We start from the raw sequence: 22599 nt of genomic DNA on the forward strand, positions 1-22599 counted from the left end.
GCCGCCCGCGGCCCGCGGTCTGCTCCGGCGTCACGAACCACATCGGCCCCTGCTCGCCGTCGCGGGCGCGCAGCATCGCCTCGGCATTGGTCGAGCCGATCTGGTCGAAGGCGACGAGCCGATAGCCCGCCGCAATGGCCCGGGGTCCGAGCGTGAAGGTCATGTCGGAGTCATGCGCATGATCCGTTCCGAAAGCCAGCATCCCGTTTCGGAACCGTACGCATCAGAATAGCGACTTCGCCGCCGCCGTGGCCACGCTCACCAGCGGGCCCGGATAGGCGAAGAAGAAGATGTTGAAGATGCCGGCGACCGCAAGAACGGTGCGCAGCTCGACGCGGACCGGATCGAGCTTGCCGAGCGGCTGGTCGAAATACATCACCTTGACGATCGACAGATAGTAGAACGCGCCCACCACGCTGGTCAGCACGCCGATCACTGCGAGCGTGAACAGGTTTGCCTTGATCGCTGCGACGAACACGTACCATTTGCCGAAGAAGCCCGCGAGCGGCGGCACGCCGGCCAGCGAGAACAGCAGCATCGCGAAGGTGAAGGCGAGCAGCGGGTTGGTGCGGGACAGGCCGGCGAAATCGCTGATCTGCTCGACCGCCTGGCCGTTCCGCTTCATGGCCAGGATGATGGAGAAAGTGCCGAGCGTCATCGCGACATAGATCGCAATGTAGACCAGCACGCCCTGCGCGCCCTCGACCGTTCCGGCGGCAAGGCCGACCAGCGCAAAGCCCATATGGCCGATCGAGGAATAGGCCATCAGCCGCTTGATGTTGGACTGGCCGATCGCCGCGAACGAGCCCAGCGCCATCGAGGCGATCGCCACGAACACCAGGATCTGCTGCCACTGGGTGACGATGCCCGGGAACGCGGTCAGCGTCGCACGAGTGAACACGGCAAGCGCGGCGACCTTCGGGGCGGAGGCGAAGAAGGCGGTCACCGGCGTCGGTGCGCCCTCATAGACGTCCGGCGTCCACATGTGGAACGGCACCGCCGAGACCTTGAAGCAGAGGCCGGCGAGCAGGAACACCAGGCCGAACACGATGCCGATGCTGCCGGTGGTGGCGGCCGCCGCGATACCGGCGAAGCTGACGGTGCCGGTGAAGCCGTAGATCAGCGAGGCGCCATAGAGCAGCATGCCCGACGACAGCGCGCCGAGCACGAAATACTTCAGCCCGGCCTCGCTCGACTTGGCATTGTCGCGCTGGCTGGCGGCGACGACGTAGAGCGCAAGGCTCATCAGCTCGAGGCCGAGATAGAGCGAAATCAGGTCGCCGGCCGAGATCAGCACCATCATGCCGAGCGTCGACAGCAGCACCAGGATCGAGAACTCGAAGTTGCGGGTCGACGGCTGAGACAGGTACTCGGTCGACAGGATCAGCGTCGCCGCCGAGGCGATCAAAGCAAGGATCTTCAGGAAGCGGGCGAAATCGTCGACGACGAAGCTGCCGCCGAAGGTCACGAGCTTGCCGGCCGGCAGCCAAAGCTCCAGCACGCCGGTCAGGACCAGGAGACACACCGCGAGCGTGGTGATCAGCCGGGTCGTCCCCTGCCCGCGATAGGCCCCGATCATCAACAGCACCATGGCGCCGACCGCGAGCACCAGCTCCGGCAGCACCGGCTGCAACTGATAACCTGCACTGGAAAAGCTCATGACGAGGGCCTTACTGGACGGTCAGCGCGGCTGCCTTCACGGCAGTCACGGCGGTTTGGTAATTGTTGACGAGCTGCTGCACCGAGGCCGCCGACATGTCGAGCACCGGCTTCGGATAGACGCCGAACAGGATGGTCAGCGCGATCAGTGGGAACAGCGTCACGCATTCGCGGAACGTCAGATCCTTGATCGACATCAAGGACGGCTTGACCAGCGCGCCGAACACCACCTTGCGGTAGAGCCAGAGCGCGTAGCAGGCCGACAGGATCACGCCCGTAGTGGCGAAGAACGCCGTCGGCAGCGAGATCTTGAAGGTGCCGAGCAGCGTCATGAATTCACCGACGAAGCCGGAGGTGCCGGGTAGACCGACATTGGCCATAGTGAAGACCATGAAGGTCAGCGCATAGAGTGGCATCCGGTTGACGAGGCCGCCATAGGCCGCGATCTCGCGGGTGTGCATGCGGTCGTAGACGACGCCGACGCAGAGGAACAGCGCGCCGGAGACGATGCCGTGCGAGATCATCTGGAACATACCGCCGGCGACGCCCTGCGTCGTCACCGCGAAGATACCCATGGTGACGAAGCCCATATGCGCGACCGAGGAGTACGCGATCAGCTTCTTCATGTCCTCCTGCATCATCGCCACCAGCGAGGTGTAGATGATGGCGATGACGGACAGCGTGAACACGAACGGCGCGAAGTCGTGCGAGGCCAGCGGGAACATCGGCAGCGAGAAGCGCAGGAAGCCGTAGCCGCCCATCTTCAGCAGGATCGCGGCCAGGATCACCGAGCCCGCCGTCGGCGCCTCGACATGCGCATCAGGCAGCCAGGTGTGCACCGGCCACATCGGCATCTTCACCGCGAACGAGGCGAAGAACGCCAACCAAGCCCAGGTCTGCATCGACCGCGGCACCGCGGTGTGCATCAGGGTCGGGATGTCGGTGGTGCCGGCGTTCCAGTACAGCGCCATGATGGCGAGCAGCATCAGCACCGAGCCGAGGAAGGTGTAGAGGAAGAACTTGAACGACGCGTAGACCCGGCGCGGGCCGCCCCAGACGCCGATGATCAGGAACATCGGGATCAGGCCGCCCTCGAAGAACAGGTAGAACAGCACGAGGTCGAGCGCCGAGAAGGTGCCGATCATGAGCGTTTCCAGGATCAGGAACGCCATCATGTATTCGCCGACGCGCTGCGTCACCGACCTCCAGCTCGCGATGATGCAGAGCGGCATGATCGCGGTGGTCAGGATGAGCAGCGGCAGCGAGATGCCGTCGACGCCCATGTGGTAGGTGATGCCGGTGGCGAGCCAGGACGCCTTCTCGACGAACTGGAAGTCGGTCGAGGCCGGATCGAAGCGCGCGACCAGGATCAGCGACACCGCGAAGGTGATCAGCGTGGTCCACAGCGCGATCCACCGCGCCGTGCGGTTGGCGCTCTCGTCGCCACCGCGCGCCAGCAGGTAGACCAGGATCGCGCCGACCGCCGGCAGGAAGGTCGTGACGGAAAGGATGGGCCAGGTTGTCATTTACTGGCCTCCCAAGCCGAACATGAACCAGGTGATCAATCCGGCGGCCCCGATCAGCATCGCGAATGCGTAGTGATAGAGGTAGCCGGTCTGCAATTTCACGACATTGCGGGTGACGTCGAGCACGCGGGCCGAGACGCCGTCGGGACCGAAGCCGTCGATGATGAAGCCGTCGCCCTTCTTCCAGAGCGTGTAGCCGAGCCACTTCGCCGGACGCACGAAGATCCAGTCGTACAGCTCGTCGAAGTACCATTTGTTGAGCAGGAACTGGTACAGCATCGGCTGCTGGTTCGCGAGCTCGACCGGCAGGTACGGCCTGCGGATGTAGAACAGGTACGAGACGAACAGGCCGAGCGCCATCATCACGGTGGGCAGCGGCGCGAGCCAGCTCGGCATGTGCTCCATGTCCTCGAGGATGTGCGGATTCATCTTGACGGATTCGCGGAAGAACTCCTCGACGCCGTGCGGACTGGCGAACACTTCCTTGAACGGCAGACCGGCCAGGATCGAGCCGGCGGCGAGCACGCCGATCGGCACCAGCATCCAGACCGGGCTCTCATGCGCCGCCTCGTAGTGCTTCTGGTCGTGCGGCTCGCCGAAGAACGTCTTGAAGATCAGACGCCAGGAGTAGAACGAGGTCAGTCCGGCGGCCACGATCGTCAACAGATAGGCGTAGGTCGCGAACGGGTTGTGCGCGGCGTAGGCGGCCTCGATGATCGCGTCCTTGGAGAAGTAGCCGGCGAACAGCGGAAAACCGGTCAGCGCCAGGGTGCCGATGCACATCACCGCGAAGGTGTAGGGGATCTTGCGCCACAGGCCGCCCATGTTGCGGATGTCCTGCTCGTGATGCATCGCGTAGATCACCGAGCCGGAGCCCAAGAACAGCAGCGCCTTGAAGAAAGCGTGCGTGAACAGGTGGAACATGCCGACCGAATAGGCCCCTGCTCCCATCGCCACGAACATGTAGCCGAGCTGCGAACAGGTCGAATACGCGACGATGCGCTTGATGTCGTTCTGCACCAGGCCGATCGTGGCAGCGAAGAACGCCGTGGTCGCGCCGAAGAACATCACCACCGCTTGCGCGGTCGGCGACAGCTCGAACAGCGGCGACAGCCGCGCCACCATGAAGACGCCGGCGGTGACCATGGTCGCGGCGTGGATCAGCGCCGACACCGGGGTCGGTCCTTCCATCGCGTCCGGCAACCAGGTGTGCAGCAGGAACTGGGCCGACTTGCCCATCGCGCCCATGAACAGGAACAGACAGGTCAGCGTCAACGCGTCGACCTGATGGCCGAAGAAGTTGATGGTCTTGCCGGTCAGCCCGGGCGCGGCGTGGAAGATGGTCTCGAAATCGGTCGAGCCGACCAGCGCGAAGATCGCGAAGATGCCGAGCGCGAAGCCGAAGTCGCCGACGCGGTTGACCACGAAAGCCTTGATCGCGGCCGCGTTCGCCGACGGCTTCTGGTACCAGAAGCCGATCAGCAAATAGCTCGCCAGACCGACGCCCTCCCAGCCGAAGAACAGCTGCACGAGGTTATCCGACGTCACCAGCATCAGCATCGCGAAGGTGAACAGCGAGAGATAGCCGAAGAAGCGCGGCCGGTTCGGGTCCTCGTCCATGTAGCCGATGGAATAGAGGTGAACGAGCGCGGACACGGTGTTGACCACGACCAGCATCACCGCGGTCAGGGTGTCGACCCGCAGCGTCCAGGCCACCTGGAGGTCGCCCGAGGTGATCCAGGGCAGCAGCACGACGCGCGCGTCATGGTGCATGAAGCCGACATCGACCAGCGTAAACCAGGACAGCGCCGCCGAGACGAACAGCAAGCCCGTCGTGATCAGCTCAGCCAGCCGCGATCCGGCCGCCGGCGGCTCGGAGACGTGGTGGTCGTCGTGACCATGATCATCGTGACCATGATCGTCATGCGCCGCCGACGCGTGAGCATCGCCATGCGCGTCGTCGTGATGGTCGACGGTGTCGCCGCTTGGGCAGCGCGCATGCGCGCCGGTCAGGGCGATGATGCCTGCGAGGATTGCGCCCAGCAGAGGCAGGAATACGATTGCCTGTATCATTTGCCGGACTAGCCCTTCATCAGATTGACGTCTTCAACCGCGATCGAACCGCGGTTGCGGAAATACACCACCAGCACGGCGAGGCCGATCGCGGCCTCGGCCGCCGCCACCGTCAGCACCAGCAGCGCGAACACCTGGCCGACGATGTCGCCGAGGAAGGTCGAGAACGCCACCAGGTTGATGTTGACCGAGAGCAGGATCAGCTCGATCGACATCAGGATGACGATGATGTTCTTGCGGTTGAGGAAGATGCCGAGGATCCCGAGCGTGAACAGGATCGCGGCGACCGCCAGATAGTGCCCTAGCCCGATCGTCATTTCACCCACTCCGCCGCATCGGCATCCTGCAGGCCCTGCCCCGACGCCACCTTGCGCATCGCCATCGCCATTTCGGGCGTGCGCGCGTTCTGCACGTTGATGTTCTGCCGCTTGACGTTGGCCTTGTGGCGCAGCGTCAGCACGATGGCGCCGATCATCGCGACCAGGAGCACCATGCCGGCGAGCTGGAAGTAATGGATGTACTTCGTATAGAGCACGAGGCCGAGCGCCTCGGTGTTGCTCACATTGGTCGGGATCGCCGCCGTAATCGTCTTGGTCACGGCCGGGTTGATCACCCAGGCGCCGACCACCAGCAGCAGCTCGAACATGAAGATGCCGCCGATCACGATGCCGATCGGGAGATACTGGATGAAGCCCTCGCGCAACTCGACGAAGTCGACGTCGAGCATCATGATCACGAACAGGAACAGCACCGCGACGGCGCCGACATAGACCACGATCAACATCATCCCGAGGAACTCGGCGCCCATCAGGATGAACAGCCCGGCCGCGTTGACGAAGGCCAGAATCAGGAACAGCACGGAGTGCACGGGATTGCGCGAGACAATCACCATGACCGCCGAGGCCACGCAGGCCGCGGCAAACAGATAGAAGAACAGCGCCGGAAGGATCATGCCCTCACCTCACCGGTACGGCGCGTCGAGCGCGATCGACTTCGCAATCTCGCGCTCCCAGCGGTCGCCATTGGCGAGCAGCTTCGCCTTGTCATAGTAGAGTTCCTCGCGGGTCTCGGTCGCGAATTCGAAATTCGGCCCCTCGACAATGGCATCCACCGGGCATGCCTCCTGGCACAGGCCGCAATAGATGCACTTCACCATGTCGATGTCGTAACGCACCGTGCGGCGGGTGCCGTCGTTGCGGCGCGGGCCGGCCTCGATCGTGATCGCCTGCGCCGGGCAGATCGCCTCGCACAGCTTGCAGGCGATGCAGCGTTCCTCGCCGTTCGGATAGCGGCGCAGCGCATGCTCGCCACGGAAGCGCGGCGAGATCGGGCCCTTCTCGAAGGGATAGTTCAGCGTCGGCTTCGGCTTGAAGAAATAACGCATGGCGAGGACGAACGCCGAGACGAATTCCGACAGCAGAAGCGAGCGGGCTGTTGCGTTGACATTGACACTCATGACGGCCTCACTTCGGCGCGATGCCGGCGAACTGCAGCACGCCGGCCACGATCACCACCATTGCCAGCGACAACGGCAGGAACACCTTCCAGCCGAGCCGCATCAGTTGATCGTAGCGGTAGCGCGGCACGATCGCCTTCGCCATCGCGAACATGAAGAACATGAAGAACACCTTCAGGGCGAACCAGACGATGCCCGGAATCCAGGTGAACGGCGGCAGATTGACCGGCGGCAGCCAGCCGCCCAGGAACAGGATCGACGCCAGCGCGCACATCGTGGTGATCGCGACATACTCGCCGAGCATGAACAGGAGATACGGGGTCGAGCCGTATTCGGTCATGAAGCCGGCGACCAACTCGGATTCCGCTTCGACCAGGTCGAACGGCGGACGGTTGGTTTCCGCCAGTGCCGAGACGTAGAACACCACGAACATCGGGAACAGCGGCCACACATACCAGTTCAGGATGGTGAGCTGCGGCAGGCCTATCAGGTGCGCGAGCCCGCGGGTGTTCTGGGCCTCGACCACCGCCGACAGGTTCAGCGAGCCGACGCAGAGCAGCACGGTGATGATGACGAAGCCGATCGAGACTTCATAGGACACCATCTGCGCCGCGGAGCGCAGCGCCGCCAGGAACGGGTACTTCGAATTCGACGACCAGCCGGCCATGATGATGCCGTAGATCGACAGCGACGAGATCGCGAAGATATAGAGAACGCCGACATTGATGTCGGAGATCACCCAGCCGAGATTGAACGGGATCACCGCCCAGGCGGCCAGTGCCAGGATGCACGACACCAGCGGCGCCAGCAGGAACACGCCCTTGTTGGAGCCGGACGGAATCACCGGCTCCTTCAGCACGAACTTCAGCAGGTCGGCAAAGGATTGCAGCAATCCGAACGGCCCGACCACGTTGGGACCGCGGCGGATCTGCACCGCCGCCCAGATCTTGCGGTCGGCGAGCAGGATGTAGGCGATCGCGATCAGGAGCACGACGAGCAGCAGCAGGCTTTCCGCGACCATGATGATCAGCGGCCAGAGGAAGCCGGTCCAGAACGAGCTTGCGAAGAATTCAGCCATCAGGTCACGCTCACTCCGCTGCCGTCAGCATTCGGCCCGACGCCAGCCGCGAGCATTCCGCCATCACGGCAGAGGCCCGCGCGATCGGGTTGGTCAGATAGAAATCCTCAACCGTCGGCTTGAACGCCGCCTTGTCGACGCTACCGCCCTTGCCCGCCAGCGCCTTGACGTCATCAGCCTTGCCGGCCTCGATCTGGTCGAGCCGCATCAGATGCGGGTAGGTCTTGAACATCGCCTGGCGCAGCGCCTGCAGCGAGTCGAACGGCAGCTTCTTGCCGAGCACGTCGGACAGCGCGCGGATGATCGCCCAGTCCTCGCGGGCTTCGCCCGGCGGGAACGCGGCGCGGTTGGCGATCTGCGCCCGCCCCTCGGTGTTGACGTAGATGCCGGACTTCTCGGTGTAGGCCGCGCCCGGCAGGATCACATCGGCGCGGTGCGCGCCCTGGTCGCCATGGGTGCCGATATAGACCACGAAGGTGCCGTCCGGCGCCTTGATCTCGTCGGCGCCGAGCAGGAACAGCACGTCGAGCGTGCCGAAGGTCGTCATCTGCGCCGTGGTCAGGCCGCCGGCCGCGGGCGAGAAGCCGATGTCGAGCGCACCGGCGCGCGAGGCGGTATCCTGCAGCACGGCAAAGCCGTTCCAGCCGTCCTTCAGCGCGCCGACATCGGCGGCGAGCTTGGCGGCCTGCGCCAGCACCGCCGCGCCGTCGTGCCTGGTGTAGGCACCGGGGCCCACCAGGATGATCGGGTGCTGCGCGTTCTTCAACACGTCGGCAAAGGAGTGCTTGCCGGCCGCGAGATCGGCGAGCGTGTCGGTCCCTGCGCCGAGATACTCATGGTCATAGGTGAAATCGGACTTGGCGCCGATCATGCCGACCTTGAGGCCGCCGGTGCGCCAGCGCTTGCGGATCCGCGCGTTCAGCACGGCGGCTTCCTTGCGCGGATGCGAGCCGATGATCAGGATCGCATCGGCCTGGTCGATGCCGGCAATGGTCGGGTTGAAGATGTAGGAGCCCCGGCCCGCCTTGGCGTCGAAGGCGTCGCCGCCTTGCACCGCCAGATTGACCGAGCCGAACTTCGCCAGCAGCTCCTTCAGCGCATACATTTCATCGACCGCGGCGAGATCGCCGGCGATCGCGCCGATCCGCTTGCCGTCGCTGCGGCCGGCCTTGGCGGCGATGGCGGCGAAGGCCTCCTGCCAGGTTGCAGGCTTGAGCTGACCGTTTTCGCGCACATAGGGACGGTCGAGGCGCTGCGTACGCAGGCCGTCGACGACGTGACGAGTCTTGTCGGAAATCCACTCCTCGTTCACAGCCTCGTTGATGCGCGGCAAGATGCGCATCACCTCGCGGCCGCGGGTGTCGACGCGGATCGCCGAGCCGACGCCGTCCATGACGTCGACCGACTGCGTCTTGCCGAGCTCCCACGGACGCGCCGCGAAAGCATAGGGCTTCGAGGTCAGCGCGCCGACCGGGCAGATATCGACCAGATTGCCCTGCAGCTCCGAGCTCAGTGCGTGCTCGAGATAGGTCGTGATCTCCATGTCCTCGCCGCGACCGGTCGCGCCCATCTCCGGCGCGCCGCAAACTTCGGCGGAGAAGCGAACGCAGCGCGTGCACTGGATGCAGCGGTTCATCGAGGTCTTGACCAGCGCGCCGAGATACTTGTCCTCGACCGCGCGCTTGTTCTCGGCGAAACGGCTGGTGTCGACGCCGTAGCCCATCGCCTGGTCCTGCAAGTCGCACTCGCCGCCCTGGTCGCAGATCGGGCAGTCCAGCGGATGGTTGATCAGCAGGAACTCCATCACGCCTTCGCGCGCCTTCTTGACCATCGGCGAACGGGTCGAGATCTCCGGCGGCTCACCCTTCGGGCCCGGACGGCAGTCGCGCACGGCCCAGGCGCAGCTGGCGACCGGCTTCGGGCCGCCCTTCACCTCGACCAGGCACATCCGGCAATTGCCGGCGATCGACAGCCGCTCGTGATAGCAGAAGCGCGGAATCTCGGCGCCGGCCGCCTCGCACGCCTGCAACAGCGTGTACTCAGCCGGCACATCGATCTCTTTGCCATCGACGATGATCTTGCTCATGTCTCTTCTCTACTCCGCCGCGACCATGTGGACGGGATCACGAACGCCCTGATCGTCGAGATCGGCCTTGTGCGAATACTGATCGATGCGCTCTTCGATCTCGTGACGGAAATGCGCAATCAGGCCCTGGATCGGCCACGCCGCCGCGTCGCCGAGCGCGCAGATCGTGTGTCCCTCGACCTGCTTGGTGACCTCAAGCAGCATATCGATCTCGCGCTTGTGGGCGCGGCCCTCGGCCATGCGGGTCAGCACGCGCCACATCCACCCGGTGCCCTCGCGGCACGGCGTGCACTGGCCGCAGCTCTCGTGCTTGTAGAAATAGGAGATGCGCGCGATCGCCCGGATCAGGTCGGTCGACTTGTCCATCACGATCACGGCCGCGGTGCCGAGGCCCGAGCGCAACTTGCTCAGGCTGTCGAAGTCCATCGGCGTGTCGATGATCTGATCGGCCGGCACCATGCGCACCGACGAGCCACCGGGGATCACGGCCTTCAGATTGTCCCAGCCGCCGCGAATGCCGCCGCAATGCTTCTCGATCAGCTCGCGGAACGGAATCCCCATCGCCTCTTCGACGTTGCAGGGACGCTCGACGTGGCCGGAGATGCAGAACAGCTTGGTGCCGACATTGTTCGGCCGGCCGATGCCGGCGAACCAGGCGGCGCCGCGGCGCAGGATGTCGGGCGCGACCGCGATCGACTCGACGTTGTTGACGGTGGTCGGGCAGCCATAGAGACCGACATTGGCCGGGAACGGCGGCTTCAGCCGCGGCTGGCCCTTCTTGCCCTCGAGGCTCTCGAGCAGCGCGGTTTCCTCGCCGCAGATGTAAGCGCCGGCGCCGTGCGCGACATAGATGTCGAACGGCCAGCCGTTGATGTTGTCCTTGCCGACCAGCTTGGCCTCATAGGCCTGGTCGATCGCCGCCTGGAGCCGCTCGCGCTCGCGGATGAATTCGCCGCGGATATAGACGTAGCAGGCATGCGCGCCCATCGCGAAGCTCGCGAGCAGGCAGCCCTCGACCAGAAGATGCGGATCGTGCCGCATGATCTCGCGGTCCTTGCAGGTGCCGGGCTCCGACTCGTCGGCATTGACCACGAGATAGCTCGGACGGCCATCCTTGGATTCCTTGGGCATGAAGGACCACTTCATGCCGGTCGGGAAGCCGGCGCCGCCACGGCCACGCAGGCCCGACGCCTTCATCTCGTTGATGATCCAGTCGCGGCCCTTGTCGATGATCCCCTTGGTGCCATCCCAGGCGCCCCTGCGGCGCGCGCCCTCAAGGCCCCAATCATGGAGGCCATAGAGGTTCTTGAAGATGCGGTCCTTGTCGTCGAGCATGCTCAAAACTTTCCGAACATCACCGATTGGCTTGGGAGTAAGCGAGCCCGGCAGCGCAGCCGCCGAATACGATGGCCCACAACAGGCTGGATTCCAGCGTGGCGCTGAGGCCGTAACGTTGCAGCAGGAACATGAATCCGGCCGCGACGGCGGTATGCAGCGCGATCGTGCGCCAGGCCTTCATCGCAGCCGCCCTCCCCGTTCCGCTTGCCTGCACCTGAGAGCCCCGCATCAGGTGGTTTCCTTCAGCGTCGTCGGCCCGCCTGCGGGGGCCGAGAACTGACGGTCGGTCTGCGGCCCCGGCTTCGGCGGATTGCCGGCGGCAAAGCCGTCGAGCACCTTGCCGAAGCTTTCCTTGGTCAGGTCCTCATAGGTGTCCTTCCAGATCAGCACCATCGGCGCGTTCACGCAGGCACCGAGGCACTCGACCTCTTCCCAGGAAAAGTTGCCGTCCTTCGACAGCTGGAACGGGTCGTGATGGATGCGATGCTGGCAGACCTCGATCAGGTCGGCGGCGCCGCGCAGCCGGCACGGCGTGGTGCCGCACACCTGAACATGCGCCTTCTTGCCGACCGGCGAGAGCTGGAACATGGTGTAGAAGGTCGCGATCTCCAGCATGCGGATATGCGGCATCTCGAGCAGGTCGGCGACGGCGCGGATCGCCGCTTCCGAGACCCAGCCGTCATGCTGCTCCTGCACGCGCCACAGGATCGCGATCGCAGCCGAGGCCTGACGGCCCGGCGGATACTTCTCGATCTGCTTCTTGGCCCAGGCGAGATTCTCGTCCGTGAACGTGAAGCTCGCGGGCTGCAATTCCTTCGGGGCAAGGCGGCGGACGGACATCGATCAAACTCTCAATTAGCGCGCGGTGCGGATGCGGACATCATCACCGGTCGACCTCGCCGAACACGATGTCCAGCGAGCCAAGGATGGCGGAAACGTCGGCCAGGAGATGGCCCTTGCAGATGTGATCCATCGCCTGCAGATGGGCGAAGCCCGGCGCGCGGATCTTGCACTTGTAGGGCTTGTTGCTGCCGTCGGCGACGAGATAGACGCCGAACTCACCCTTCGGCGCCTCGACCGCGGCGTAGACTTCGCCGGCCGGCACGTGGACGCCTTCGGTGTAGAGCTTGAAGTGATGGATCAGCGCTTCCATCGAGCGCTTCATCTCACCGCGGCGCGGCGGCGCGATCTTGTTGTCCTCGACCACGACCGGGCCGTGCCCGTCCGATGCCTTCAGCTTCTGGATGCACTGCTTCATGATACGCACCGACTGGCGCATCTCTTCCATGCGGATCAGGTAGCGGTCGTAGCAGTCGCCGTTCTTGCCGATCGGAATATCGAAATCCATCTCGGCGTAGCACTCGTAGGGCTGCGACTTGCGCAGGTCCCAGGCCGCGCCCGAACCGCGCACCATCACGCCGGAGAAGCCCCACTCCCAGGCTTCCTTCAGCGGCACCACGCCGATGTCGACGTTGCGCTGCTTGAAGATGCGGTTGCCGGTCAACAGCGTATCGAGGTCGTCGACCACCTTGAGGAACGGATCGCACCACGCCTCGATATCGTCGATCAGCTTCGGCGGCAGGTCCTGGTGCACGCCGCCGACGCGGAAGAACGCCGCGTGCATGCGCGAGCCCGAGGCGCGCTCGTAGAACACCATCAGCTTCTCGCGCTCTTCGAAGCCCCACAGCGGCGGGGTCAGCGCGCCGACGTCCATTGCCTGCGTGGTGACGTTGAGCAGATGCGACAGGATGCGGCCGATCTCGCAATAGAGCACGCGGATCAACTGGCCGCGGCGCGGCACCGTGATGCCGAGCAGCTTTTCCGCCGCGAGGCAGAACGCGTGCTCCTGGTTCATCGGCGCGACGTAGTCGAGCCGGTCGAAATACGGAATCGCCTGCAGATAGGTCTTGTGCTCGATCAGCTTCTCGGTGCCGCGGTGAAGCAGGCCGATATGCGGATCGACGCGCTCGACGACTTCGCCGTCGAGCTCCAGCACCAGGCGCAACACGCCGTGCGCCGCCGGATGCTGCGGACCGAAGTTGATGGTGAAGTTGCGAAGATTTTGCGGCTGCTCGTTCATGGCTTCGGCTCCGCCTTGGCCTTCTCGTCACCGGGAAGCGGATAGTCCGCGCCTTCCCAGGGCGAAAGGAAATCGAACTTGCGGAATTCCTGGTTGAGCCGGACCGGCTCGTACAGCACCCGCTTCTCCTGGTCGTCGTAGCGAACCTCGACGAAGCCGGTGAGCGGGAAGTCCTTGCGCAGCGGATGGCCGTCGAAGCCGTAGTCGGTCAGCAGGCGGCGCATGTCGGGGTGGCCGATGAAGATCACGCCATAGAGGTCGTAGGTCTCGCGCTCGAACCAGTCGGCGCCCGGGAAGACGCCGATGATCGACGGCACCTGCGTGGTCTCGTCGGCCTCGCCGCGCACGCGGATGCGGGTGTTCAGCGTCGGCGACAGCAGATGATAGACGACATCGAAGCGCTTCTCGCGGCTCGGATAGTCGACCGCGGTCGCGTCGGTGAAGTTGACGAAGCGGCAGTTCGGATCGTCGCGCAGAAAAGTCACGACGTCCACGATTCTGCCAATCTCGACGTCGATAGTGAGTTGATTGAACGCGACCGAGTGCGCCGTGGCGGCGCCCGGAAGCGCGCTCACGATCGTCTGCCCAAGGGCGTCGAGCTTGCCGTCGTCCATGCCTGAAACCTTAGCGTTCGATAGTGCCGATACGGCGGATCTTCTTCTGCAGCAGCAGCACGCCGTAGAGCAGCGCCTCCGCCGTGGGCGGACAGCCCGGCACGTAGATGTCGATCGGCACGATGCGGTCGCAACCGCGAACCACCGAATACGAGTAGTGGTAGTAGCCGCCGCCATTGGCGCAGGAGCCCATCGAGATGACGTAGCGCGGCTCCGGCATCTGGTCGTAGACCTTGCGCAGCGCGGGCGCCATCTTGTTGGTCAGGGTGCCCGCGACGATCATCACGTCGGATTGCCGCGGCGAGGCGCGCGGCGCAAAGCCGAAGCGCTCGACGTCGTAGCGCGGCATCGAGACCTGCATCATCTCGACCGCGCAGCAGGCGAGACCGAAGGTCATCCACATCAACGAGCCGGTGCGCGCCCAGGTGATGAGGTCATCGGCGGCGGCGACGAAGAAGCCCTTGTCGGACAGCTCGTGATTGACCTCGAGGAAAAACGGATCATTGGCGCCGACCGGCTTGCCGGTCGACGGATCGAGGATGCCTCTCGGTGCCTGCGCGATCGCCGGCTGCGAGGTTGCGGCGGTGGGGCTCAATCCCATTCGAGCGCGCCTTTCTTCCATTCATACGCGAACCCGACCGTCAGCACGGCCAGGAACACCATCATCGACCAGAAGCCGGTCGCACCCAGCTTTCCGAACGCCACGGCCCAGGGGAACAGGAACGCCACCTCGAGATCGAAGATGATGAAGAGGATCGCCACCAGATAGAACCGGACGTCGAACTTCATACGGGCGTCGTCGAAAGCGTTGAATCCGCATTCATAGGCGGACAGCTTTTCCGGATCAGGCGATTGGAACGCGACCAGGAACGGCGCGATCAGGAGCGCCAGACCGATCAGGCTCGCGACTCCGATAAAGACCACAAGTGGGAGGTAATTCTGCAGGATGCCGGTCATCGGCGAGGCCTTCTTGCTGCGGTTTCGGACGTGCCGCAGATTCGTTGATTGGAATTGTTCTTGAGGCTTTAGCGCAGCGCAACAGAGGGCGCAAGACAAGCTATTTTGACGCTTTTACCGTCCCTTCCCGCGGCTCTTGGCCTCATCGGGCGGATGCGCGTGCCTCAACGACCAACGCCGTGGCGGCCATGCCGTGCCCTGCGCCGTCCCCATATCAGCCCAGCTCCCGCTCGGTGGCGAGCATCTCGGCGGCCGTTGCGGTCAGTCGGTCGATGTGTCCAAGCAGCAATTCAAGTTCCTGTGGATCAAGCTGTTCCAGCAGGCGCCGGTTTCGCTCCTGCGCGCCGGCCACGATGGCGTCGTGGGCGGCAAGGCCGGCCTTGGTCAGGGAGATCAGTGTTTCCCGGTTGTCGCGCGGGTTGGCCGCCTTCGACACCAGCTTGCGCGCCACGAGCTCGGCGAGCGCGCGGCTGATCTGCCCCTTGTCCATGCCGACGGCCTCCGCCAGCCGCACCACGCTCAAAGGCGGCCGCCGGCCGAGCGAGACGACCAGGCCGAACTCGACCGAAGACAGTCCGGTCAGGCGCTTGTAGCGCAGCATCGCGCCGCGCCTGAGCAGGTTCGCCAGCACCATCAGCCGCGACGACATCATCGCGGTGACCGGCGCCAATTCAGCGTCGACAACCACCTCCGGCGGCAAGGCGCTCTCTCTCCTGAGCTTCTCGGTCATCGCCAACCTCTGCCAACAAAGCCGGTCGCTGCCAAGCTAGACGAGATCGTTGACATTGTCATCGATATCCCGTTGACTTTATCAACGATGAAATGGCCGCGGGCGTCAGACCAGCGGCCGGAGGAGACATAGATGACGATCACCCAGCGGGACCGCGACCTCGGCACGGCCTATGCGATGAAGCCGTCCACCAACCGGACCGAGCTCACCTCGGTGGTCCGCGGCACGCCGATGGGCGAGCTGTTGCGCCGCTACTGGCACCCGATCGGCCTCGTCGGCGACGCCACCGATATCCCCAGAAAAGCCCGTGCGCTCGGTGAGGACCTGATCCTGTTCCGCGACAGGCATGGCCGGGTCGGCCTGCTGCACGCGCGCTGCTGCCATCGCGGCACCACACTCTATTACGGCAAGGTCGAGGAAGACGGCATCCGCTGCTGCTATCACGGCTGGAAGTTCGACACCGAGGGCCGCTGCCTCGAACAGCCCTGCGAACCCGACGGCGGCCTGTTCAAGGACAAGGTGCGCCAGCCCTGGTATCCGGTGCAGGAACGCTACGGCCTGATCTTCGCCTATATGGGCCCGGCCGAGAAGAAGCCGGTGCTGCCGCGCTACGAGTGCCTGGAGAGGATGGACGACGGCGAGTTCGTCGAGGCCGACGATTCCTCGATCGGCGGCGGCGGCCCTGCGGTGATTCCCTGCAACTGGCTACAGCATTTCGAGAACGTGGTGGACCCCTACCACGTGCCGGTGCTGCACGGCTCGTTCTCCGGGCCGCAATTCACCAACATGATGGCCTCGATGCCCGAGGTGAAGTTCGAGATGTCGCCGCGCGGCGTCGCGGTGCGCTCGATCCGTCGGCAGGACGACGGCAAGGTGTTCTACCGCGTCACCGAGGCCGCGCTCCCCACGCTTCGCGTCGTGCCCAATCCGCGGGTCGCGCAATTCGCCCGCGTCGAATCGATCGGCTGGACCTTGCCGATCGACGACACCTCGTTCCGCATCTATGTCGCCGGCCGGGTCAAGAATGCAGGCGATATCGGCCGCATGCGCTCGAAGTTCAACGGCAAGTTCTGGTGGGACATGACGGAGCAAGAGCACCAGCAATTCCCCGGCGACTACGAGGCGCAGGTCGGCCAGGGGCCGGTGACGATCCATTCGGAAGAGCATTTCGGCCAGAGCGACCGCGGCATCCTGATGATCCGCCGGATGCTCGGCGACCAGCTTGAGGCCATGGCCGCCGGCCGAAACCCGATCGGCGTGTCGTTCGACACGGACTCGGGGCCTGTCGAATTCGAAGCAGGGAATTACATCCAAGAGGCCTGAGGCCCGCGCCCAAGCAAAACAAGAAACGACAATCGGGGGAAGGAAGTCATGGTCGATGTCGCACCGCAGGCGGCTGTGCCAGCGCAAGCCGCAGCCGCGCCTTCCGCTCGCCGCTACTACGTCCTCGCCTTGCTCACGATCATCTATGCCCTCAACTTCCTCGACCGCACGATCTTCAATGTGCTGATCGAGCCGATCAAGAAGGAGTTCGCGCTCAGCGACACCACGATGGGCCTGCTGGCCGGGTTCGGCTTCGTGCTGTTCTATTCGCTGCTCGGCATTCCCATTGCGCGAATGGCCGATCGCCTCAACCGCCGCAACATCGTCGCCCTTGCCTTCGCGTTCTGGAGCGCGATGACCTATCTGTGCGGCCTCGTCTCCAGCGTCACCACGCTGGCGCTGGCGCGGGTCGGCGTCGGCATCGGGGAATCCGCCGGTACCCCAGCCTCGCAATCGATGATCGCCGATCTCTTCGACAAGAACGAACGTCCGCGCGCGCTCGGCATCTACGCGATCGGCACCTATCTCGGCGTCTTCCTCGGTTATTTCATCGGCGGCTATGTCAACCAGCACTACGGCTGGCGGATGGCCTTCTTCACCGCAGGCCTCCCCGGCATCGCGCTCGCCGCGGTGCTGTGGCTGACGATCTCCGAGCCGAAGCGCGGCGCGATGGCCGAGACCTTCAAGGCCGAGCCGATCGGGCCGACACTGGGTTTTTGATGTCGCAGCCGAGCTTCGTCATCGTGCTGATCGGCTTCTGTCTTACGACCTACACCAACTAAGCTACCGCGGCGTGGATCCCGCCGTTCCTGGCGCGCATCCATCACCTCAGCAGCGCCGAGATCGGCACCTATGCCGGCACCTTCAAGGGGCTCGCCGGCATGGCGGGCACGCTGATCGGTGGCCTCGTGGTGGCCCAGATCGGCCGCCGCGACGACCGCTGGAAACTATGGGCGCCGGCGATCATGTCCGGCCTCGCCGGCCCGGTGTTCGCGTTGTGCATGCTGACGCAAAGCTTCACGCTGATGGTCGCAACGCTGGCGCTGACCTCGTTCATGGTCGGCTTCCATCTCGGCCCGATCTTCGCGATCGCGCAGACGGTGGCAAAGCCCAGCATGCGCGCGCTGGCCTCGGCGATCGTGCTGCTGACCGCGACCTGTTTCGGCCAGGGCGTCGGTCCCCTCGCCGTTGGCATGATCAACGATGCCCTGAAAGGCGCCTACGGCGCCGACGCGGTTCGCTACTCGCTGCTGTCGGCGGCAGTGACGACCACGCTCGGCGCGCTGCTGTTCGTCTGGGCGGCGCGATGGATCCGGACGGATATCGCACGCGCCAGTTAGCTGTCGATGAAAGCCAACAGGTCGGCCATCAAACGTGCGCTGTGCGTCAACGGCAAAGCGTGCGGCGCGCCTTCGTAGACGGCGAGCTTGCTGCCCCTGATCAGCGCCGCCGTCTTCGCACCAGTCAGTTCGAGCGGCGCGCTGGCATCGTTGTCGCCATGCACGATCAACGTCGGGCGATCGATCGCTTTGGCCGCCGCGCGCAGATCGGCAAAGGAGATGGTCTTGCGGCAGGCCAGCGCCACCGGCAGCGGCACGCTCAGCATCATCTCCCTGATCCAGGCCCGCGTGGCCTCTGGTGTGTCGGGCATGAAGAACGGCGCCTCGTTGTCGCCCATCCATTTCGGGAAGTCCTGCGCGATCGCGGCATTCTGCGCTTCGACCATCGCTCGCGGCACCGCGTCCGGATTGTCCTCGGTCTGGATGAGGAAGGGAGTGGTCGGCGCCACCAGCACCAGCCGCGCGATCCGGTCCGCGCCGTGACGCGCCAGATAGTTCACCGCCTCGATCGATCCCATCGAATGCGCGACGATCGTGACGTCGCGCAGATCGTGCTGCTCGATCACGGCAGCGACGTCATCGGTCAGCGTGTCGAGGTCGTACCCCGCCGTCGGCATGTCGGAACGGCCATGGCCGCGCCGGTCGGGCGCGACGCAGCGATAGCCCTTGGCGTTGAGCGCCACGATCTGGCTGCCCCAGACGCTGGAATTGAACGTCCAGGCCGAGAGCAGCAGCACCGGTCTACCCGAGCCCCAATCCTGGACGAACAGTTTCGTGCCATCCTTGGCGGACGCATGATGCGCTTGGCTAGCCATGATGTCTTTCCCCTTGCGGATCGATCGGCGCCATCGCCGCCGATGCACCGACCATCGCAGAGGGAGTTCGCTCGCGCGATTACGCTTCAGGTAATCACGCGCGTGACGTCGGCTGTCCGCAGCGGAAAAGATCTCACCACTGATACCGCACCACGCCCTTGCCGGCGTAGCTCGAGGTGACGTTGGAGAACTCGCCTTCGAACGTCGCGGCCGCCGACCATCCGCTTCGCCATTTCATCTCGACCGATGCCGTGGTCAGCGCGGAGTCGCTGGCCTGCGCCGCGCCGTTGACGACGAAGCTGGTGCCGGGCAGCGCCTGGAAGGTCGCGGCAACCAGGCGGTTGGAATTGTAGTCGTGAGCCCAGGCGAAACGCGTGCGCAGCATCAGCATGCCGTCCTGAACGGCGAAGGACTTGTCGGTGCGGAGGCCGAGCTCGCTGCGCGGGTCGGTCACGCTCTTGCCGGCATAATTCAGCGCAAAGGTCGATAGACCCGAGATCACCCGCTCGGCGTAGGCCGGCAGTTCGAAACTCGTGAACTGGCCCGCGGCATAGGGCGTGATGCCGACGCCGCCGGTCCACGGCGCCACGAACCGATAGCCGCCTTCCAGCCTGCCGGAATAGGCGTTGGCATCGAACTCGGCGCGGAGCTTGTCGATGCCGGCAGCCGTCACGGTGCGGTCGGTGGTGATGTCCTGCCAGCCATAAGCGAGCGCGGCAGAAACATACGCCGGCCCTTCGGTGTGGCGGACATAGGCGCCGGCCTGGAACAGATCGGATCGGCCGCTGCCGCTGTTCACCACGGAGAAGTTGGTGCCGCCGCCCGCGATCGCAAAGCCCGCAATCGTGTTCGGCGAGAACAGGTAGTCGGCGCCGACCGCGGTGCCATAGATGCTGCTGGTGGTGTCGTTCGACCCGACGACAACGGCATTGCCGCTGGTCGATTGCGAACCGCCGAAGCCTGCGGCCCACACGCTCCAGCGCGGCACGAATGACGGCGCCGGTGGCGCCTTGGCGAACATCGCGAACGCGTCGGTCTTCTTTGTTGCGGCATAGGCGCTCGCCTCGCCCTCCTCCGCGTAGCCCGGCGCGCCCGGTATCGCCCCCGCTCCGCCGCTGCGGTTCATGAAGGGATCCGTGAGCAGTCCCATGAACAGGTTCATGGCATCGAACGTCGTCTGCTGTGAGCCGGTCGCGAGTTCGCCGGAAGCCTGCGTCAGGCCGGCCGGCGCAAGCGTGCCGAACGCCGTCTGAATGCCGCCAGTCGTGTTGAAATAGTTGACCAGCGTGTTGGCGACGTTCTGCTGGTTGATGGAAAGGCCGCCGCCAAAGTTCGGAGGCGGCGTAAAGCCCAGCGTCAGATTGAGATAGGCGTGGGTGGCGTCGTAGCTCAGCGTGTCGCTGAAATTCTGTGGCAGGTTCGTATTGGCGATGGTGGACGCAAAGGTGCCTGATATTCCGCCCGCCGCAGTCAGGATGGTGTACTGCCTGGAGATATAGCCGCCGTTGGCGAACACTGCATTGACGGTCGCGCCGCCAAGTGTTGCGTTCGCGTTGAGACTGGTCGATGCCGCAGCGGTCGGCGTCACGTGCACCTGATAGATCGCGCCGGATTGGAAGGCGAGACTGCCGCCGATCGTCAGTGTGCCGGTGGGGTCTGCAGCACTGCCGGGCGCGAGCGTGCCGCCGCTCATGATGGTCGTGGGTGCCGCAATGACGAAGCCGCCCCTCAAGGTGCCGCCGGCGTTGGCGCCTGACAATGTCGGCGTGACGCCGTCGTGGAAAAAGACGACGGGCTCGGAACCGACGGTGCCGGTACCGCTCAAGGTGCCGCCGGAATTGACTGTCACTTTCGGCGAGTTGGCGATCGAGCCGTCCACTTCCAACGTACCGCCGTTGATGGTGGTCGAGCCGGTGTAGGTATTGATGCCGGTCAGGATTTCCTTGCCGCCGGCCATCACCACACCGCCGCCCGCGCCGCCGTCCCGTATGACACCCGCAAAGGTTCCGTTGGCATTGGCGAAGGTCAGCGTATTGGCTCCGAGGTTGACGGCGCCGAAGATGCTGGTCCCGGAAAGACTGTTGATCGAGACGCCGCCACCCGCGCGCGATATGTCGAAGACGCCGTCGTTGATCACGGCCTTCGAGGACGCGATACTGCCGCCGCTTGTCAGGTCGAGCTGGCCGCCGCCGTTGATCGTGGTCAGACCGGTATAGGTGTTGAGGCCGCCGAAGATCGCCAGACCGCCAGCGGCGATCGTCACATTGCCGCCGGTGCCGCCGCCAATGCCGCCATCCTGGATGACGCCGTCGTAGGGGCTCGCATTGCGGGTGATGGTCAGCGTCTTGCCGCCGAGGGACACGACGCTGCCGCCGGTCGGATCATACAGGCCGGCGACGCTGGCACCGCTGTTGGTCTGCGAAATGTCGAACGTGCCAATGCCGGCGCCCGGAGCAAATGCGACGTAGGCCGAATTGGCGATTGAGCCGCTGCCCTTGAGCGCCAGCGTTGCTCCGGCATCGATCTGGGTGGCACTACCATAGCCATTGACTCCGGACAGGGTCTGCGTGCCACCAGCAATTTCCAGGCCGCCCGAGCCATTGATCGCACCGGAAAACTCCGTCGAACCGCCGGTGATCACCAACGCCTTGCTGCCGAGCGCGACCGATCCGCTGCCTGCCAGCGTCGTGATCGCGCTGAAAAAGTATGACGAGGCCGAAATATCGAATGTGCCATTGACCGTCACGACGCTCGAACTCGCGATGCTGCCGAAAGTCGACAGCGCCAGCGTCGCGCCGGAATTGACGGTCGTCGCGCCGGAATAGCTTGCCGCCCCCGTCAGGCTCAGCGCGCCGGCGCCGCCGGAGTTCGTGACCGTCACGCCGCCTGTGCCGGTAAGCGCCGTCGCGAGCGTCACGGCATTGCCGTTATAGTCCAACGTGGCGCCGCCGGAGCCGATCGCGTTCAGCCGCCCGGAGATGTCGGCAGTGTTGCCGCTCGCCCACTGCAACCCACCACCATTGAGCGTGATGTTGCCCGAGCCGAAATTGCTCGCTGCGTTGAAGTTGATCAGGCCGCCGCTCACGGTCGTGCCGCCCGAATAGGTGTTCGCGGCGGTCAGTGTCAGCGTACCGAGCCCCGTCTTGGCCAGACTCCAGCTGCCGGCATTGACGCCGGTGCCGCCGCTGCCGGTCTGGTCGGCGATGACATCGGAGACGATCTGGTTCTGCCCGGCCGCGGGATTGAAGGTCAGCGTCCCGTTGCCCTGCAGGAACATGCCCGCGCCGAGCGCGGAGCCATTGCCGGCACCGACACCACCCGTCCCACCGTTGACGCTGTTGCCGTTGACCGTGAAGGTACCGGCAACATTGAGCGTTCCACCACCCTGAACGAACACGGCGCCGCCCGCACCGAGTCCGCCGCCAGCGCCACCTTGAGAATCGTTGCCGCCATTGCCGGCACCGAAGCCGCCGGTATTCCCGCAAGTGCCGCCGTCATTGCCGCTGGAGCCGCCGCCGCCGCCG

Annotated in this window: 19 protein-coding genes and 2 pseudogenes; 2 read left to right on the plus strand and 19 right to left on the minus strand. The window is 64.8% G+C overall.

The genetic code is table 11. The features are described 5' to 3' along the window. The 17 genes and pseudogenes from H8A92_RS30935 to H8A92_RS31015 form a co-directional block, all read right to left on the minus strand. Window positions 1–163, minus strand: a pseudogene (locus H8A92_RS30935) (biotin--[acetyl-CoA-carboxylase] ligase); the annotation flags it as partial. 60 nt (window positions 164–223) lie between these two features. Continuing rightward, the gene (gene nuoN / locus H8A92_RS30940; protein WP_229199235.1) at window positions 224–1660 is read right to left on the minus strand and encodes an NADH-quinone oxidoreductase subunit NuoN; all 1437 of its coding nucleotides are present in this window, start codon (window positions 1658–1660) and stop codon (window positions 224–226) included. Window positions 1661–1670: 10 nt separating this feature from the next. Continuing rightward, the gene (locus H8A92_RS30945; RefSeq protein WP_229199236.1) at window positions 1671–3185 is read right to left on the minus strand and encodes an NADH-quinone oxidoreductase subunit M; all 1515 of its coding nucleotides are present in this window, start codon (window positions 3183–3185) and stop codon (window positions 1671–1673) included. Continuing rightward, window positions 3186–5258 (minus strand): NADH-quinone oxidoreductase subunit L, encoded by a 2073-nt coding sequence (nuoL, locus tag H8A92_RS30950; protein ID WP_229199237.1) that lies wholly within the window; start codon window positions 5256–5258, stop codon window positions 3186–3188. It abuts the gene before it with no gap. Between the two features lie 8 nt (window positions 5259–5266). Next, on the minus strand, window positions 5267–5575 hold the full coding sequence (gene nuoK / locus H8A92_RS30955; protein WP_016841823.1) for an NADH-quinone oxidoreductase subunit NuoK: 309 nt from the start codon (window positions 5573–5575) through the stop codon (window positions 5267–5269). Next, window positions 5572–6210 (minus strand): NADH-quinone oxidoreductase subunit J, encoded by a 639-nt coding sequence (locus tag H8A92_RS30960; RefSeq protein WP_163153452.1) that lies wholly within the window; start codon window positions 6208–6210, stop codon window positions 5572–5574. Before H8A92_RS30960 ends, nuoK begins: the two co-directional genes overlap by 4 nt. 9 nt (window positions 6211–6219) lie before the next feature. Continuing rightward, a complete protein-coding gene (gene nuoI / locus H8A92_RS30965) occupies window positions 6220–6714 on the minus strand; it encodes an NADH-quinone oxidoreductase subunit NuoI (RefSeq protein WP_097673576.1) in 495 nt (164 codons plus the stop codon). A gap of 7 nt (window positions 6715–6721) precedes the next feature. Beyond that, window positions 6722–7792 (minus strand): NADH-quinone oxidoreductase subunit NuoH, encoded by a 1071-nt coding sequence (gene nuoH, locus H8A92_RS30970; RefSeq protein ID WP_229199238.1) that lies wholly within the window; start codon window positions 7790–7792, stop codon window positions 6722–6724. Window positions 7793–7802: 10 nt separating this feature from the next. Then, entirely contained in the window at window positions 7803–9878 is a 2076-nt protein-coding gene (gene nuoG / locus H8A92_RS30975) for an NADH-quinone oxidoreductase subunit NuoG (protein WP_229199239.1), read from the minus strand. A 9-nt stretch (window positions 9879–9887) separates the two neighbouring features. Next, window positions 9888–11213 (minus strand): NADH-quinone oxidoreductase subunit NuoF, encoded by a 1326-nt coding sequence (gene nuoF, locus H8A92_RS30980; protein ID WP_229199240.1) that lies wholly within the window; start codon window positions 11211–11213, stop codon window positions 9888–9890. A 19-nt stretch (window positions 11214–11232) separates the two neighbouring features. Next, window positions 11233–11445, minus strand: coding sequence for a hypothetical protein (locus H8A92_RS30985; RefSeq protein WP_229199241.1), 213 nt, complete (start codon window positions 11443–11445; stop codon window positions 11233–11235). Beyond that, window positions 11445–12056, minus strand: a complete 612-nt coding sequence (gene nuoE / locus H8A92_RS30990) for an NADH-quinone oxidoreductase subunit NuoE (RefSeq protein ID WP_163153441.1) — start codon at window positions 12054–12056, stop codon at window positions 11445–11447. Before nuoE ends, H8A92_RS30985 begins: the two co-directional genes overlap by 1 nt. A 43-nt stretch (window positions 12057–12099) precedes the next feature. Further along, on the minus strand, window positions 12100–13296 hold the full coding sequence (locus H8A92_RS30995) for an NADH-quinone oxidoreductase subunit D (RefSeq protein WP_229199242.1): 1197 nt from the start codon (window positions 13294–13296) through the stop codon (window positions 12100–12102). After that, window positions 13293–13910, minus strand: coding sequence for an NADH-quinone oxidoreductase subunit C (locus H8A92_RS31000; RefSeq protein ID WP_229199243.1), 618 nt, complete (start codon window positions 13908–13910; stop codon window positions 13293–13295). The genes H8A92_RS30995 and H8A92_RS31000 overlap by 4 nt, the downstream gene beginning before the upstream one ends. Window positions 13911–13920: 10 nt before the next feature. Continuing rightward, the gene (locus tag H8A92_RS31005; RefSeq protein ID WP_163153433.1) at window positions 13921–14511 is read right to left on the minus strand and encodes a NuoB/complex I 20 kDa subunit family protein; all 591 of its coding nucleotides are present in this window, start codon (window positions 14509–14511) and stop codon (window positions 13921–13923) included. Continuing rightward, window positions 14502–14867, minus strand: a complete 366-nt coding sequence (locus H8A92_RS31010) for an NADH-quinone oxidoreductase subunit A (RefSeq protein WP_018271860.1) — start codon at window positions 14865–14867, stop codon at window positions 14502–14504. Before H8A92_RS31010 ends, H8A92_RS31005 begins: the two co-directional genes overlap by 10 nt. Before the next feature lie 214 nt (window positions 14868–15081). Continuing rightward, on the minus strand, window positions 15082–15597 hold the full coding sequence (locus H8A92_RS31015) for a MarR family winged helix-turn-helix transcriptional regulator (protein WP_229199244.1): 516 nt from the start codon (window positions 15595–15597) through the stop codon (window positions 15082–15084). Between the two features lie 132 nt (window positions 15598–15729). Between H8A92_RS31015 and H8A92_RS31020 the strand changes: the two genes are divergently transcribed. Then, window positions 15730–16920, plus strand: coding sequence for an aromatic ring-hydroxylating dioxygenase subunit alpha (locus tag H8A92_RS31020; protein ID WP_229199245.1), 1191 nt, complete (start codon window positions 15730–15732; stop codon window positions 16918–16920). A gap of 48 nt (window positions 16921–16968) precedes the next feature. After that, window positions 16969–18260: pseudogene (locus H8A92_RS41085) on the plus strand (spinster family MFS transporter). Here the strand turns inward: H8A92_RS41085 and H8A92_RS31035 are convergent. After that, window positions 18257–19075 (minus strand): alpha/beta fold hydrolase, encoded by an 819-nt coding sequence (locus H8A92_RS31035; RefSeq protein ID WP_229199248.1) that lies wholly within the window; start codon window positions 19073–19075, stop codon window positions 18257–18259. The pseudogene H8A92_RS41085 and the gene H8A92_RS31035 overlap by 4 nt on opposite strands. A gap of 133 nt (window positions 19076–19208) precedes the next feature. Further along, window positions 19209–22599: autotransporter outer membrane beta-barrel domain-containing protein (locus H8A92_RS31040; protein WP_229199249.1), on the minus strand; the 3391-nt coding region annotated here is incomplete at its 5' end.

Source organism: Bradyrhizobium acaciae (assembly GCF_020889785.1).
In the GTDB taxonomy this organism is placed as follows: domain Bacteria; phylum Pseudomonadota; class Alphaproteobacteria; order Rhizobiales; family Xanthobacteraceae; genus Bradyrhizobium; species Bradyrhizobium acaciae.